General features: G+C 60.3%; 12 protein-coding genes. 6 read left to right on the top strand and 6 right to left on the bottom strand.

The annotated features are described in order from the left end of the window. Window positions 1-8: 8 nt before the first annotated feature. Both EA797_RS09010 and EA797_RS09000 read right to left on the bottom strand, forming a co-directional pair. On the bottom strand, window positions 9-1463 hold the full coding sequence (locus EA797_RS09010) for an MBL fold metallo-hydrolase (protein WP_122164886.1): 1455 nt from the start codon (window positions 1461-1463) through the stop codon (window positions 9-11). Window positions 1464-2369: 906 nt separating this feature from the next. Beyond that, window positions 2370-2621, bottom strand: coding sequence for a hypothetical protein (locus EA797_RS09000; protein WP_147456813.1), 252 nt, complete (start codon window positions 2619-2621; stop codon window positions 2370-2372). Between the two features lie 340 nt (window positions 2622-2961). On the opposite strand from EA797_RS09000, the gene EA797_RS08995 reads away from it, so the two are divergent. Both EA797_RS08995 and ggt read left to right on the top strand, forming a co-directional pair. Continuing rightward, window positions 2962-3222: a DUF2790 domain-containing protein gene (locus tag EA797_RS08995; protein ID WP_122164883.1), complete on the top strand. Its 261-nt coding sequence runs from the start codon at window positions 2962-2964 to the stop codon at window positions 3220-3222. Window positions 3223-3498: 276 nt separating this feature from the next. After that, window positions 3499-5133 carry a gamma-glutamyltransferase gene (gene ggt, locus EA797_RS08990; protein ID WP_244214111.1) on the top strand — a complete coding sequence of 545 codons (1635 nt, stop codon included), beginning with the start codon at window positions 3499-3501 and terminating at the stop codon, window positions 5131-5133. A 132-nt stretch (window positions 5134-5265) separates the two neighbouring features. On the opposite strand, the gene EA797_RS08985 is transcribed toward ggt, so the two are convergent. Further along, window positions 5266-5658 (bottom strand): VOC family protein, encoded by a 393-nt coding sequence (locus EA797_RS08985; protein ID WP_106158052.1) that lies wholly within the window; start codon window positions 5656-5658, stop codon window positions 5266-5268. 303 nt (window positions 5659-5961) lie between these two features. On the opposite strand from EA797_RS08985, the gene EA797_RS08980 reads away from it, so the two are divergent. Next, window positions 5962-6651, top strand: coding sequence for a class I SAM-dependent methyltransferase (locus EA797_RS08980; protein ID WP_305127076.1), 690 nt, complete (start codon window positions 5962-5964; stop codon window positions 6649-6651). A 78-nt stretch (window positions 6652-6729) separates the two neighbouring features. Here EA797_RS08980 and EA797_RS08975 read toward each other — a convergent pair whose 3' ends face one another. The 3 genes from EA797_RS08975 to EA797_RS08965 all read right to left on the bottom strand — a co-directional run bounded on the left by EA797_RS08975 (window position 6730) and on the right by EA797_RS08965 (window position 12518). Further along, window positions 6730-9831 (bottom strand): efflux RND transporter permease subunit, encoded by a 3102-nt coding sequence (locus EA797_RS08975; protein WP_122164880.1) that lies wholly within the window; start codon window positions 9829-9831, stop codon window positions 6730-6732. Beyond that, window positions 9828-11018: an efflux RND transporter periplasmic adaptor subunit gene (locus EA797_RS08970; RefSeq protein WP_122164879.1), complete on the bottom strand. Its 1191-nt coding sequence runs from the start codon at window positions 11016-11018 to the stop codon at window positions 9828-9830. Before EA797_RS08970 ends, EA797_RS08975 begins: the two co-directional genes overlap by 4 nt. A gap of 78 nt (window positions 11019-11096) precedes the next feature. Further along, entirely contained in the window at window positions 11097-12518 is a 1422-nt protein-coding gene (locus tag EA797_RS08965; RefSeq protein ID WP_122164878.1) for an efflux transporter outer membrane subunit, read from the bottom strand. Between the two features lie 210 nt (window positions 12519-12728). On the opposite strand from EA797_RS08965, the gene EA797_RS08960 reads away from it, so the two are divergent. Genes EA797_RS08960 through EA797_RS08950 form a run of 3 tightly spaced genes read left to right on the top strand, consistent with a single transcriptional unit; the run spans window position 12729 to window position 15599 of the window. Next, window positions 12729-13550: a MipA/OmpV family protein gene (locus EA797_RS08960; RefSeq protein ID WP_244214087.1), complete on the top strand. Its 822-nt coding sequence runs from the start codon at window positions 12729-12731 to the stop codon at window positions 13548-13550. Then, complete coding sequence (locus EA797_RS08955) at window positions 13550-14236, top strand: response regulator transcription factor (protein ID WP_122164877.1); 687 nt, start codon at window positions 13550-13552, stop codon at window positions 14234-14236. The genes EA797_RS08960 and EA797_RS08955 overlap by 1 nt, the downstream gene beginning before the upstream one ends. Continuing rightward, window positions 14214-15599 carry a sensor histidine kinase gene (locus EA797_RS08950; RefSeq protein ID WP_244214086.1) on the top strand — a complete coding sequence of 462 codons (1386 nt, stop codon included), beginning with the start codon at window positions 14214-14216 and terminating at the stop codon, window positions 15597-15599. The genes EA797_RS08955 and EA797_RS08950 overlap by 23 nt, the downstream gene beginning before the upstream one ends. The last annotated feature ends 56 nt before the right edge of the window (window positions 15600-15655 follow it).

Genomic DNA, 15655 nt, shown 5'->3' with positions numbered 1-15655 from the left:
GGCTCCATTCAAGGAATCACTACATTCGATTGCTTGCCTGCTTCCTGGTATTTCGCCTCGAGCACTTCAGCCAGCGTTCGCTTGGCTTGATCTTCACCATGGATAAGCCGGATCTCCGTGGGCCACTCCTTCATTCGCGTGACGAAACCAACCAGATCAGCCTGGTCGGCGTGCGCCGAATAGCCGAGTAAGCTGTCGATTCCGGCGCGTATGTCAATCCGCTCCCCATCCAGTTCGACATAGCCCCCGTCGGGCCCATGCGTCTGAATGTCTCGCCCTGGCGTACCTTTGCCCTGATACCCGACAAACACGACGTTATGCCGTGAGTCACCAAGCATCGCCTTCAGATAGTTGACGATTCGGCCACCCGAGCACATGCCGTTGCCGGCAATGACGATCGCAGGCCGCGCGGTGTCGGTGAGGTGCTGGGCGATACGTATGTGCTCGTCGTGGGTGTCGACAGTAATGAGCTGTTTGAAGGCGAGCGGCTTTCTCCCTTCCTCCATGCGGTGTCGGGCGTCTTCATCCCAAAAGCCCTGCAGCTCTGTATAGGTCTTGGTGAAGCGAGTAGCCAGAGGCGAATCGAGGATGATAGGGATCTGAGGCCAATCGATATCGGGCGCGCCGTCACTGCCGGCTTCGCTGGGTTCACCGACGGAGCGAGTGGCTTGAGTCGATTCGTTTTTATCGTGAAGAATCTCTTCGAGCTCGTAGAGCAGTTCCTGCGTCCGGCCAATGCTGAAGGACGGGATGAGTACGGTTCCCTGGTCAGCAAGCGCACGTTCGATAGCTGCCTGCAGACGGTCGCGGCGATGCGAGCGGTCTTCGTGGCGGCGATCGCCGTAGGTGCTTTCCAGGATCAACAGATCCGCGCGCTCGGGCGGCACGAGGTCAGGCAGAAGCGGCGAGTGCGGCGCACCAAGGTCGCCACTGAACACGACACGCTTTTCAGCCGTGCCCGGCGCGCTGAACTCCAGCTCGACGTAAGCCGAACCGAGCACATGCCCAGCAGGCTGAAGACGAACCTTGCACATCGCGTCGTCTGCTTCATGCAGGGTGAACCAGTTGCCATAAGGTAAAGGAATGATCCGCTGCTCGACCGTATTCAGATAGCGCTCCAGTTGCTCCTGATCGCGGCTGATGGAGAGGCGGAACGCATCCTCCAGCACGATCGGCAGGAGGCGAGCCGAAGGCTCGCTGCACAGTATCGGACCTTCGAATCCCGAGGCCAGGAGGTTAGGGATCCGACCGACGTGGTCGATGTGGACATGGGTCACTATCAGAGCCTTGATGCCCTCGATGGGGAAATCCAGGGCCAACAGATCGTCGCCAGTCTTTTCATCCGTACCTTGAAACTGCCCACAATCAATCAGAACGCTGCAGTGGTCGTCCATCCAGAGCTGGTGGCACGAGCCCGTGACGCCTTCTCGGGCGCCGTGATGCATAACTTTTGGAGGTCTCATCGAATTTCCTCAGGCGCGGACGGCGGCGCTGACAACACGACATTCGGTCCGGAAGGGGGCGATACCAGGCGTTCATCTGGCGCAGATTTTGGCAACGGGCCGAACGGTATAGTTTCCAACGCAGTGACGTTGACGAATGAAATCCTGATTCTCCATCGCCTACGGCAAAGTCGGTGGGCGAACTCAGTCCTTCAATGAAGTCGCCAAAGCTCAAAACTGAATAGGGCCGATGGGTGTCGGTGGCAATGTGCTATCGAGTAAGGCCGAAAAACTGTTTTGTCCAGCGTTATTGCTGCTTTTTTTTCTTAAAAAGGCGTTGACAGAAATTGTTATGCACATCAGGACGAACAATCGGATGGCCCTGTCCTCCAGCGTTTCGCTCGTCAATATGTAAAACTCTAAATCATTGATTTATATTGAGTTATTGCAATTGGGTAAAAACTCGCCGATCTGTGGCGAGGCCACGTCAGCCGGGCATTTGAGCAAGTCATCCCAAATATGTGCACAGTGTTATCCACAGGTTCTGTGGATAATGCAGAGAAGCCTAATGGGGCGGGAGTTCGAGCCGTTTGTGTTCAACGAGTGGTTGTTTTCGGAGTCATCGAGAACGGAAATGCTCGTAGAGGCCGTCTCAAGTGAGATGATGGGTGTTGGAATAAACGACCGCCTCTGCGTGGCTTGTCGGCTCACGCAACCAATCAGGGCATTGTCATCGTTGCTGCATTAGCGCTGCAGAGGTCGCTCGATGATGTATGAAAGATGGATCGCCACAGGCGGTTCTATTGAGGCGGAAGCAAAGTTGCGATAGGCAACCGGAGCGGGCGAGCCTAGCCCCGCTCAATCGTTCCGTCGAGGCTGGCCGGCTGTAGCTTGTAACCGGCCAGGTCATCAACGTTTGCCGCACCGTTAGCCATTCCAATAACGAGGGAGGCCTTTGCGCTCGCGTTCACGCTCCTGCAGCGACTTGGAATCGCCTTCAACTGCATTCGCCGTTTTCTCCGGAGCACGCTTGGAATTATCTTCTTGAATGATCTGGTAAATATCCTCACTTGTTTGGAGATTACTGACTTGGTTATCTGAAGGATCTGCCGGCTGACTTGCAAATGCACTTCCTGAAGAAACCAAAGCAATTAGAAAGGGTAGGGCGTAAGTTCTCATGGCAAACTCCTTGATTGATTACTGCTAAAAATCTAGCGGTAGTCATGCTGCCATTCGTTGTGGGGTTTCGATAACAAAAGGCATTAACAGTAGTTATCGATAGAATCGATGACGGAACGCAGCTATTGCCATGCCTGGCTTTGCGGGCCTATTTAGAACTATTGGCAGGGCAGTTATACCTGTGCGGACTATCGGTTCGATAGTGTCTGTCAATTATCAAGCCCGGCAATTAGTACTACTGTTCCTATCGATTTACCGATTTGTTTGCCGGCTGTTTGAATACTCCCTACGCAAGCAGTCATCCAGACAAACTTGCTTGGAACTCAATAGGTGAATCCATATGATCAGATCAATAGGCGTAGCCGTGCTCAGTAGTCTGGTTGCCACTTCTGGTTTCGCAAAAAGCGACCTCAAAGTTGAAGCGACCGCACCTGTGGAATACCACTACGGGATGGAACTCGATATAAAACGCGTCATCTCTCTGACCGATACCAGCGACAAAGCCGGTGTTGTTCCTGTCACCTTGATCTACGAAGACAGCCAAGGAAACGTAAGGTCGATCGAGTTCAGCCAGGCCGGCCGTCTCGGAAGCGAAGGCTGATGCCCGAAGGTGCTGGAGCTGAATCGATCACGTTCAGCCCCAGCCTTCTGAATTGCATCGGGCTGAGCGTTTGAAAGTGCGCCGCACTCAAGCATCTTCATTTCCAGATTAAATGACCGCATCGCTCAGCGAGTCCGCAACTAGCGGGGCTGGTTATTCGTCTACCTTGTTAACTGGCCCGCCTGACCCTTGTCCGGGGCGTGATCGGCCAATTCACAAGAAGAAGGAATGAGCTCCATGCGCCTGCTCCACATCTCACGACCAACCCTTTCCCTGATGCTTGCCGTCACCGGCCCACTGGCGTTTTCCGCCAGCCTTGAGGGCGGCGCGGTCGCAGCCCCCGATGAGTACAGCGCCAACGTGGCCGCGCAGGTGCTCAAGTCCGGTGGCAATGCGGTGGATGCCGCGGTAGCGACCGCTTTTACGTTGGCAGTCACCTACCCCGAGGCGGGTAATATCGGCGGTGGTGGCTTCATGACGCTCTACATCGAGGGCAATCCGTACTTTCTGGATTACCGGGAAGTCGCGCCCAAGGCCGCCAGCAAGACCATGTACCTCGACGACAAGGGCGAGGTGATCGAGAACCTGAGCCTGGTCGGCGCCAGGGCCTCCGGCGTGCCCGGCACCGTGCTGGGCATGTGGGAGGCACACCAGCGCTTCGGCAAGTTGCCCTGGAGCGAGCTCATCACCCCGGCGGTGGGCTATGCCCGTGAAGGCTTCACGGTGGCCGACCAGCAATACCAGTACCGCGACGACGCCCTCGGCCTGTTCAAGGGTACGACCAATTTCGAGGATTACTTCGGCGCCATGAAGGCAGGTTCAACCTTCCGCCAGGCGGAGCTGGCCGAGACCCTGGAGCGCATCGCCGACAAGGGGCCGGATGATTTCTACAAAGGCAAGACCGCTGACCTGCTGGTGGCTCAGATGCAGCGTGACGACGGGCTGATCAGCAAGGAGGACCTGGCCGCCTACCGCGTCAAATGGCGCGAGCCGATGCGTGTCGACTGGCAGGGCAACAGCCTCTATACCGCGCCGCTGCCAAGCTCCGGCGGAATCGCTCTGGCGCAGCTGATCGGGATGAAGGAGCAGCGCGCCGCTGACTTCAAGGGTGTCGAGCTGAATTCGGCGCGTTACATCCACTTGCTGGCGGAGATCGAAAAGCGCGTGTTTGCCGACCGTGCCGACTACCTCGGCGACCCTGACTACTCCGACGTACCGGTCACGAAGCTGACATCGCCTGATTACCTGAAGCAGCGCGCGGCCGAGGTCAATCCAACGGCCATCTCCGAAACCGAACAAGTACGCCCCGGCCTCGAGCCAAGGCAGACGACTCACTTCTCCATCGTCGATGCCGATGGCAACGCGGTCAGCAACACCTACACCCTCAACCTGGATTACGGCAGCGGTGTGGTGGTCAAGGGCGCCGGCTTCCTGCTCAACAACGAAATGGACGACTTCAGTGCCAAGCCGGGCGTCGCCAATGCCTTCGGTGTGGTCGGCAGTGACGCCAATGCCATCGAGCCAGGCAAGCGCATGCTGTCCTCCATGAGCCCGAGCATCGTCACGCGTGACGGCAAGGTCAGCCTGGTGCTCGGTACACCGGGCGGTTCGCGCATCTTCACCTCGATCTTCCAGGTGCTGAACAACGTCTACGACTTCGACATGCCGCTGGAAAAAGCCGTGGCCGCGCAACGCGTGCACCATCAGCTCCTGCCGAAGGACACCATCTACTACGACGCCCACGCACCCTTGACCGGCAAGGTGGCCGACGAGCTGAAAGCCATGGGCTACACGCTGGAGGATCAGGGCTGGCTGATGGGTGATATCCAGGCGATACGCGTCGATGGCACCCGCCTGCAGACCGGCTCGGACCCGCGCGGGCGTGGAGTGGGGATGGTCGTCAAGCCTTGATAGGCGAGGGGCGGCACGCGGAGAGAATCGTAGTCGACTCTTGAAACCTCATGCGCCGCGGCGCGCTGCGACGCATGAGCTTCAGCTTTCAATGCCGCGCATGGGCTGAGCGGAGTTGAGAGAGCGGGGAGGTTACTGCGGGCGGTAGATGGCGCACAGCTTGTTTCCGTCAGGGTCGCGCACATAGCTGAGGTGCATCGCGCCGAGGCTGGATTCGCGCAGTCCTGGCGGCTCCTCGCAGGTGGTGCCGCCATGGGCGACGCCTACATCGTGAAAGGCCTTGACCTGCTCGGCCGAGTTGCACTTGAAACCAATCGTGCCGCCGTTGCCGACGGTTGCTTCCTCACCGTTGATGGGCTCGGTGACACCAAACAGGCTGCCATCATGGCGGTAGAACAGGCGGGTATGCCCGGACGGCGCCACATTGCGTAGCGGCTCGCCTGCGCCGAGTACGCCGAGCACGGCATCGTAGAAGCGCTTCGACCGTTCAATATCATTCGAACCGACCATTACATGGTTGAGCATGGGGGCCTCGCTATGTGGTTGGAGTTGTGCCGCTATCGAGCGGGCACTCTAGCACCGGGATGATTAGGGCAGTCAACGGCAGGTCGCGGCGAGCCGGCCATATACGTTAATCCCCCACCGCTACGGCATGACGGCCGAACGCTTTGCCAAGATGCCCAGCTTCGGACAGCTCACGGTATGCAGCGCGCGGGCAAGCCAGGGTGCTTGACAGCTCTGCAATACTGGCATTGATGCCGCGATTAGCGGTAAAGCCGATAACTACTAACTGGAAGGTGCGCTGTGCAACCCGATGAACTCACTACCATGTTCGATCAGCAGGCCAAAGGTTATGACCAGCAATGGGCAGGGATGGCGCCCATCCGTGACGCCCTTTACATGCTGCTCGGATCTTTCTTCTCTGAACTGCCGGACGACGCCAGCATCCTCTGTGTCGGCGTCGGTACTGGCGCAGAATTATCCTTTCTGGCGGATCGTTTTCCTGGCTGGCGATTCACCGCCGTGGACCCTTCCGGCGCGATGCTCGAGCGATGCCGAGAGCGGGCTTCGCAAGGTGGCTTCCTCTCGCGCTGCAATTTCCATGAAGGTTATCTCGAGACACTGCCGTTGCAGCCTGTCCACGACGGTGGCACGTGTTTTCTGGTATCCCAGTTCCTGCTCGATCACCAGGCACGTACAGCCTTCTTTGAAGCCATCGCATCACGTCTCAAACCGGGTGGTCTGCTGGCGACCGCCGATCTTGCCTCCGACGTAACCTCGCCTTCGTATGAGGTCCTGCTACGCAACTGGATGACGCTTATGTCCTCGGCTGGCGTCGAGCCGCAAATGCTGGAGCGGGCCCGAACGGCCTATGCCAAGGACGTGGCCATACTGCCGGCCCCACAAGTCGCGGCTCTGATCGAAGCAGCCGGGTTTGAACCCCCGGTGCAGTCCTTTCAGGCGGGGCTGATGCACGGGTGGTTCTGCCGATCCAGGAACGCCGGGAGGAGTAGGTAACGCCCGCCGCGTCCTGGCCTACATGGGCGAACCCTCGTCTCAGCCGACCGACACCGGTGCGAATGTCAGCTATGCCTATCACCTGGCCGCCGGCTCTGCGTATGAGCGTTCACCAGAGCTACGGGTCAGGCGCGCTACCCACTGCGCGACGTCGTCCATAAAGGTGAACAGCACAGGTATCACCAGCAGGCTTAGGAAGGTCGATGTGATCAGGCCACCAATCACGACAATGGCCATCGGGGAGCGGAAGCTTGGGTCCGCGCCTATGCCCAGGGCGACCGGCATCATCCCCGCGCCCATGGCGATCGTGGTCATGATGATGGGGCGCGCACGTTTGCTACAGGCGTCGATAACCGCGTCCCAGCGTGACAAACCATAGTCACGGCGCGCGAGGATGATGTAGTCGATCAGCAGGATCGAGTTCTTGGTCGCAATGCCCATCAGCATGATCAGCCCGATCATCGACGGCATCGATATCGCGGTGCCGGTCAAGAACAGGGCTACGAACGCGCCGGGGATCGAAAGCATGGGCGCGGCGAGGATGGTCAGTGGCTGCATGAACTCCTTCAACAGCAGCACCAGGACCATGTAGATACACAGGACGCCGGTCAGCATCGCCAAGCCGAAGCCCGTAGCAAGCTCTCCCATCGCCTCGGCATCGCCGCTGGAGGTTTGCATAACTCCCGCAGGAAGACGTTGCAGGCTCGGCAGCGCCAGTACGGCGGTCTCGATGTCGCCGAGGGCTTCGCCGTTCAGCTCAATTTCGATATTGATGTTGCGCATGCGGTCATAGCGCGAGATTTCGGAGGGCCCGCTGCCGATTTCGAGGGTGGCGACATTCTCAAGCGGTACAGGGCCCCGCGCGCCAGGCACCGGGAGCCGTTTGAGCGTCTCAATGTCTTCGCGCGCAGCGTCTGTAAGCCGCACCACTACTGGCACCTGCCTCTCACTGAAGCTCAGCTTGGCGAGCTCCTGGTCATAATCGCCCATGGTAGCGACGCGCAGCGTGTCGGCGATGGCGGCGGAGGTGACACCAAGATCGGCTGCACGGATGAAATCAGTGAGGACGATCAGCTCGGGACGCACCAGGCTTGCGGTGGAGGTCACGGCGCCAACGCCGGGGAGGGCGCGTAGCTCTCGCTCCACTTGCTGTGCATGGCGCGCCAGTACCTGACCATCTTCCCCAGCAAGCACCAGCACGTAGTTGTCCGAACCGCCCATTCCGACCCGGACACGTACGCCGGGTAGCACCGAGAGTGTTTCGCGCAGTTGGCGCTCGATCTGCTGTTTGGTCAGCCCGGGGCGGTCATTGCGGTGGGCCATGTTGAGCGTCAACACCGCTGAGCGGACGTCCGTTGCGCTGCTCGCAGGCGGTTCGCCCGGACCGTCACCGCCGCTGCTTGCGCCAATCCCGCTATACACCATCTTCACGTGCGGGTTTTGCTCGATGAGCCGGCGTGCTTGTTCGGCGAGCGCGAGGGTGTCGTCCAGCTTGCTGCCAGGTGCGAGCGTAAGCGTGACCTGCGTCTGCCAATCATCATCGGGTGGGATGAATGTGCCAGGCAGGGACGTCGAGAGCATCAGCCCACCGGTAAAGAATGCAGCTGCGGCCGCGACCGTCAGCACCCTGTGGCGCAGGCACCAGCGTGCCCAGGACAGATACACACCCAACCAGCTCGCCGGCTTTTCCACATGCTGCTTCGGCGAGCGCAACAGATAAGCCGCCATCATCGGCGTCAACATGCGCGCGACAAGCAGGGAAAAGAACACCGCGATGGCCGCCGTCCAGCCGAACTGGACGAAGAACTTGCCGACGGTGCCACTCATGAACGCCGTAGGCAGGAACACCGCAATGAGGGTGAAGGTGGTCGCCACAACGGCCAGACCGATTTCGTCCGCCGCTTCCATCGCCGCCTGGTACGGCGGCTTGCCCAAGCGCATATGGCGCGCGATGTTTTCGATTTCGACGATGGCATCGTCCACCAGGATGCCGACCACCAGCGACAGGGACAGCAATGTCACGGTGTTCAGCGTGAAGCCCATCCAGTGCATGACGGCGAACGTCGGTATCGCTGACAGTGGCAGCGCCACAGCGACGACCAGGGTGGCGCGCCAGTCGCGCAGAAAGAAGAACACCACCAGCACGGCGAGGGCGGCGCCCTCGTACAAGAGGCGCATCGAGCCGTTGTAATTCTCCACCACCAGATCGACTGAGTTGAATGCCTCGGTGATGGAGATATGCGGATGCTTGGCCCTGAGCTTATCGAGCGCTGCGCGAACGCCATCGCCGACGTCCACCTCTCCGGCGCTGCGCGCCCGCACGATTTCGAAGCCGACCACCGGCTCGCCATCCAGAAGCGCAGCTGAGCGCGGCTCAGCGACCGTATCTGAAATGGTGGCGATCTGATCGAGCCTGACGCGCCGGCCGTCACTCAGGGTGATCTCAAGGGTGGCGATCTGCTCGGCAGATTGCACCGTTGCGAGGGTACGTACCGTCTGTTCGCCGCCCCCCAGGTAAGCGCGGCCGCCAGCGGCTTCCTGCTGCACCTGGCGTAGTTGGCGCGATATATCCAGTGCCGTGGTATTCATCGCGAGCAACTGCGCCGGATCCAGCGCCACACGCACCTCGCGGGTCACGCCGCCCACACGCGAAACCGCTCCAACGCCCGGAACAGCCAGTAGAACCTTGCTGATGTCGTGGTCGACGAACCGGGACAACGCTTCCTCGTCCATGCGCGCCGAGGCGACGGTGAAGGTCAGGATCGGGGATCCGGATATTTCCACTTTTCTGATCACCGGATCACGCAGATCGGCCGGCAAGTCGGCCCGTACTCGCGCCACCGCGTCCCGGACGTCGTCCAGCGCTTCCTGTGTCGACTTCTCGAGATGAAACTCGACCACGATATCCGCCGTGCCGTCAGTCAAGGTGCTCTTGATGTGCTTCAGGCCCTGAACTGTGGCGAGCGAGTCCTCAATCTTGCGGGCGACGTCGTTTTCCAATTGCGAGGGCGAGGCCCCCGGCAGCTCGACAGTCACGGTGATGACAGGCAAATCGATATCGGGGAATTCCTGAATCTTCATCATCCCGAAGCCCATCAGCCCTGCAAACGTAAGCAAAATGAACAGCAAGACGGCCGGTATCGGATTGCGGATCGACCACGACGAGATGTTGAGGCTCATTGCGCGCCTCCGCTCGATTGCTGGGTGACCACCACTGGGCCTTCGCCGGGCTTTACCGGGTCGCGGCTTGAGGCCAGCTCTTCGACGACTCGCACGAGATCACCATCTCCGAGGAATCCACCCCCTGCCAATACCACCGGGATTTCCGGACTGATCCCGCCGGTGATCTCGACGTGCTTGCCTACTCGCCGTCCCACAGTAACCTTGGTCTGAGCGACTTTGGCATCCTTACCGACTCGCAGCACATAGCTGAAGCCGTCCCGAAGCAGCACGGCACTTTGCGGCAGGGTCATTGCCTGATCGGTACCGACGTCGAACTCACCTCGCGCGAACATCCCTGCGCGCGCTGGGCTGTCCGGAGGCAGGTCCACATAGACCAGGCCATTGCGGGTCTGCGTATCGACCATCGGGGCGATCATACGCAACCTGCCTTCCACCACCTGGTCGTTGGTCAAACGAATCTGAGCAAGCTGGCCGGGTTGCAGCCGCGGCAGGTCCGACGCTGCGACTTCGGCGCGCCATTCGAGTCGCCGGCCACGAATCAGCCTGAACAGTTCCTGGCCAGCGGGAAGCACCGCACCCAAGGTGGCGCTTCGAGCGGAGATCACGCCGTCATCAGGCGCCAGTACGCGGGTCTGGGTAACGCGCAGCTGCTGCGTTTGCTCATTGGCGCGAGCGGCCTCCAGCCGTGCTTGAGCCGTCCGCTCGGCCGTGACGTATTGATTGATCTGCTGCGCTGATAAAGCACCGGTGGTCTGCAGTTGCCGGGCCCGCTGTGCGTTCGCTTGAGCTTCGGCGAGTGCAGCTTCGGCCTCGGCGGTCGCGGCGTGGCGTTGCGCAAGTTCTGCGTTCACCGAATCAGCCGCAAAGGTGGCGAGCACCTGATGGCGCTGAACCACATCACCGACATCGACATTCACCTCTGCGAGGCGCAGGCCGTCCGCTTCTGTACCGACACTGGCCTCCTGCCAAGGCATGATGTTGCCGTTCGCGGCAATCCGGACGGGCAGTGTCATGGGCTGAGGCGTAGTCACGGAAACCGTCAGCGCAGGCTTGGCCGTGGCCACTGTTTTCTCGTTCGGCGGTGATTGATCGGGTTTCCAGCGAGTCAGCAAGCCGATCGCAACGGTGAAGGCGGCAACGATGCCTATGAGGATGAAAGCCAATTGGCGGGTCGTTCTTTTCATGTGAATCGGTGTCCAGGGCTGGGTGGCATGACCGCGGTGCAGGCGGCGGGCGAGTACTTGAACGGTTTCATCGCGGCGTCATGCGCCGCTGATCTCTTCCAGCTGGTCGACGGACCAACCGCCCCCGACCGCTCTGTACAGCGTGATCCAGCCGGCGACACGCTCGCGCTGTAGCTCGATCAGTGCTATCTGCGCAGCGACCATGCTGCGGCGGGCATCCTCAAGCTCGAAGAGACTGGCGTTGCCGGCTCGGTAACCAGACTCGACTGCGCGGTAAGAGCGTGTGAAACCCTCGGCCGCACGGCGAGCGTCATCACTGCGAGTTGCAGTGCTCTGCAGCGAGACGAGGGCGTTTTCGACTTCCCGAATGGCGTTGCGCAAGCGTGCGGCATACACGACAGTTGCCACCTCGTACCGCACCTGCGCCGCCTCCGCGTTCGCCCTGCGGGTGCCACCGTCGAACAGCGGAAGCGTCACGGCCACGGGGCCAATGGTCCAGACGGTGCCGTTAGTGCTGACTCCGCCTTCGGGGATACGGGTACTGCCGATGTTTCCGCTCAGGGTGATACGTGGCCAGCGCAGGGCTTGGGCCTCCACTGAATCGGCACTGGCGGCCACCACATCATGCGCAGCCGCATGGATGTCGGGCCGTTGGCTGAGCACCTCGGCGGGCACCTTGGCGACGCGAAACTCTGCCGGCTGGGGTAACCGTGCGGTCTGCTTGGCAAGTGACTTCCGAAGCTCCGTCTCGTTACGTGCACTGAGCGCCACCAGCGACTTGATGAGGTATTCGCATTGGGCGTTTTGCTCGGCAAGAGTGACCTGGCCCTGCGCGGCACTGGCGTGTGCCAGATCAGCTTCGGCCGGCGATTGAAAGCCGCTGCTCGCCATGAGTTCTGTCAACCGAGCCGTTTCACGACGTGACCGGACGTCCAGTTCGGCTTGCGCGATCTGAGCCTCGCAGGCGCGCAGCTCTACATAGGTGGTGGCGATCTCCGCAGCGATAGATACTCGGGCGTCATGCCATCCGGCCATGCTCGCTTCCAGCTCGGCCCGTGTGGCGCCGGCTGCTGCACGGTTGGCCCCGAAGATGTCCAGCTCCCAGCTCGCCTGCAGTCCTGCCGACGAGAACGATCCAACCGGGGCACCCGGTTCGGAACGCCCCCGGCTTGCATCCATGACTCCATCCAGGGTGGGCAGAAGGACTGCCATGCTACCGACGCGTGCAGCCTGAGCGTCGGCGATATTCGCAACCGCTTGCGCGAGGGTAGCGCTTGCCTGCTGCCCATCGAGGATCAAGCTCAACATCAGCGGGTCGTCGAACTGCTCCCACCAGTCGGTCAGCTCACTGAGCTTGCCGTTATGGGCAACAGGGGCATGCCACTGAGGAGCGACCGGCGCACCGGTGCTGCCCGGAGTAGGGGCTGGCTCGATAGAGGCGCAGCTGGTGAGCGCTATGACTGACAGTGCTGCCCATAAGCGGCTTGGTAGTGGGTTCAAAGTCCTTCTCCCTTTCCTTGTGAGCGACACCTCACGTGAACTCGGCAGCCCTGGCCTTTGGCCTGGCGCTGCCGGGAAGTGACTATCGGGTGAACAAACTTTCCGAACCCTTACCGGGCGGCAAAACAAATAAGTCTTGCGCAGTAAGTATCCAGTAAGGAGAAGCTCTCAATGATCGGGGCGCCTTTCATCCTTGCTCTGGAGAGCCCCATGCGTTCTTTCCACCTCTCAGTCCTCGCTAGATCCCGTGCGCTCATGCACGCCATGACTGCTTCGGTGTTCGTGGCCGGTTTGACGATGTCCCTTACTGCCAGCGCGGCTCAAACAGAGCGTGCAAGCGGGACGTCGTCCTGGGGGCTGGGCATCGGCCTGGCCAGTAGCCAACAGGCCTATACCGATATCGATCGTGATAACGAGGCGATACCACTGATCTATTTCGAGAACGACTATGTGCAGCTATTTGGGCCAAGGGCCGAGATCAAGCTGCCGGGTCTGCAGATCAGCGAGTCGAACGAGCTTGAATTCAATCTGGTGGCCAAGTACGACTCCAGCGGTTATGAAGAGGGCGACTCCAGAATCCTTGATGGCATGGACGACCGTGATGGTGGTTTCTGGGCCGGGGCGGTGGTGAGGTGGGAGCACGAGCTTTTCGATGTGTCCGCCGAGTGGCTTGCTGATGCATCCAGCAAGAGCGACGGTCAACGCGTGACCGTTGAGCTGGAACGATCATGGCGGTGGGGAGAGCACATCACCCTCACTCCGCGGCTGGCGGCTGTCTGGCAGGACAAGGAATACGTCGACTACTATTTCGGCGTTCGCAGCGACGAAGCCCGCTTCGATCGCCCGACCTACCAAGGGAAGTCCGGTATCAATACTGAATTTGGCGTGCGTACAAGCTACATGGTCGACCGACACCATTCGGTGTTTCTCGATCTGGAAGCCGTACGTCTTGCAAGCGAAATCGAAGATAGCCCGCTGGTGGATAGCTCCACCGAAAACAGCGTGCGCTTCGGTTACCTGTACCGCTTCTGATGAGCCGCATTCTTCTGATCGAGGATCACGAACGCCTCGCCGGCCTGATATGCAAGGGGCTTGCAGCCGCGGGCGTTGCGGTCGATGTGGTCAGCAGGGTGGATGCTGCTTGGGCGGCCATCCAACGGCTTTCCTACCAGGCGATGATCCTGGATCGGGGTTTGCCGGATGGCGATGGCCTGATCCTTCTGCAACGCCTGCGCAAAGCCGGCCTCGGCCTGCCTTGCCTCGTCCTGACTGCCCGCGACGCGCTGCATGACCGCGTCGAAGGCCTGGACGCCGGGGCAGACGATTACCTGCCCAAGCCCTTTGCCATGGACGAAATGGTCGCGCGAGTGCGCGCGCTCCTGCGTCGGCCTATTGTGCTCAGTGCTCTGGATCCCAGTTATGGCGATCTCACTCTGCGGACCGACACTGGCGTGCTCTGGTGCGGCGATAAGAGTGCTCCCCTGTCACCGGCAGAGATGCAGATGATGGTGTTGTTCTTACGCTCCGGGCCGGACGTGGTACGACGCACCGCGCTGGAGTCAGCAGCCTGGGGGCTGAGTGAAGCGGTCACGCCGAACGCGCTGGACGTTGCCTTGCATCGCATTCGACGCAAGCTGCTCGTCATCGGCTCAAAACAAAAGATCGTCAACGTCAGGGGGCATGGTTATGCGCTTCATGAGCAAGATGCGCCTCAATAGCCTTGCCGCAAGGGTGATGCTTGCTTATGTCGCGTGCGCGACCCTGACCACAGCGCTGCTGGTGCTGGCCGTCTTTTCCCTTACGACTTCGCAACGTGGAGTGATATCGGGAGCCGAGGTCGCCGATACCACCAGAGACATGGCCGACGACCTGCTGTTTGACAGCAGCGGCAAACCGGTGGGGCTCGATATCACGGACTTCGACGTTGACTGGATTTTCGAAAGCCTGAAGCGCGAGACGGCTTATCGCGTGCTGGACGCGGCGGGGAGGGTGGTTCTGTCCTCGCCGGGAAGCGAAGTCATCTGGCCGGACAGTGCCTCTGGTGAACCGCCCAAGCGCGGGAGCTTCGAGTTTCAGCAGAGGGGTGTGACCATGCACGGTGCCACCGAGCCTGTGCAGCACGAGGGGCAGACCTGGTATCTGCAGTTCACCGCCAGTACCCGCTTTCTGCATCTGGTCTATCGGGCTTTTACCTTGCCGTTCACTGGGCTCGGCATAACGCTATTCAGTCTGGTGCTGCTATTGGTCTTCGGTTTCAGTGTCTATGTGACGTTGAAGTACACCTTCAGGCCGCTGCGAAACGTTTCGAATTCGGCCGCCGAGATTTCACCCCGTTCGCTTCACGCGCGGCTGCAGACGGATGCCATCCCGCGTGAAATCGCGCCTCTGGTCGTAAGCTTCAATAACGTGCTGGAACGGCTGGAGCACGGATACCGCGTCCAGCAGGAATTTCTCGCAACGGCCGCCCACGAGCTGAAGACACCGCTCGCGCTGATCCGCGCGCAGATCGAGTTGATGGACGATGGTCATGAGCGCAGATCGTTGCTCAACGACGTGGAACACATGACGCGCCAGGTACACCAGCTGCTGCACCTGGCCGAAGCGAGCGAGATACAGAGCTACCGTTTCGCCGATGTGAACATTCGAGACGTGGTGACCGAGGCCGTCAGTTACCTCCAGCGAATGGCCGACAACGCGGAGGTGAGGTTGGTGGTAACCGGCGATAGCGATGCGCGCTGGCTGGCTGATCGCGGTGCGCTTTTCACATTGCTCAAGAATCTGCTGGAGAACGCGATCCAGCATGCGCCGCGTGATAGCGAGATCCATATTGGACTCGGCACCAGTACCTTGACGTTACGTGATTGGGGGCCAGGAATCGAAGAGCAGCAACTGGAGCACCTGTTCACCCGATTCTGGCGCGGCGCTCATCGCCGCGATCATGGTGCAGGGCTTGGCTTGTCCATCTGCCAGGAGATCACTACCGCTCATGGTTGGACGCTGACTGTTAAGCGGATGGAGCCAGGGCTGTCATTCCAGCTTTCCTGCATTGGCAGCGCTACGGCGGAGACTCAGGCCCAATAGCTTGATGCCGGGATCCAGGAGTAGGTCGAGCGTACCATCACATCGGAGTCCGCCCC

This window comes from Stutzerimonas zhaodongensis, from assembly GCF_003696365.1.
Classification (GTDB): domain Bacteria; phylum Pseudomonadota; class Gammaproteobacteria; order Pseudomonadales; family Pseudomonadaceae; genus Stutzerimonas; species Stutzerimonas zhaodongensis.
This window is presented reverse-complemented; position numbering and strand designations above follow the sequence as displayed.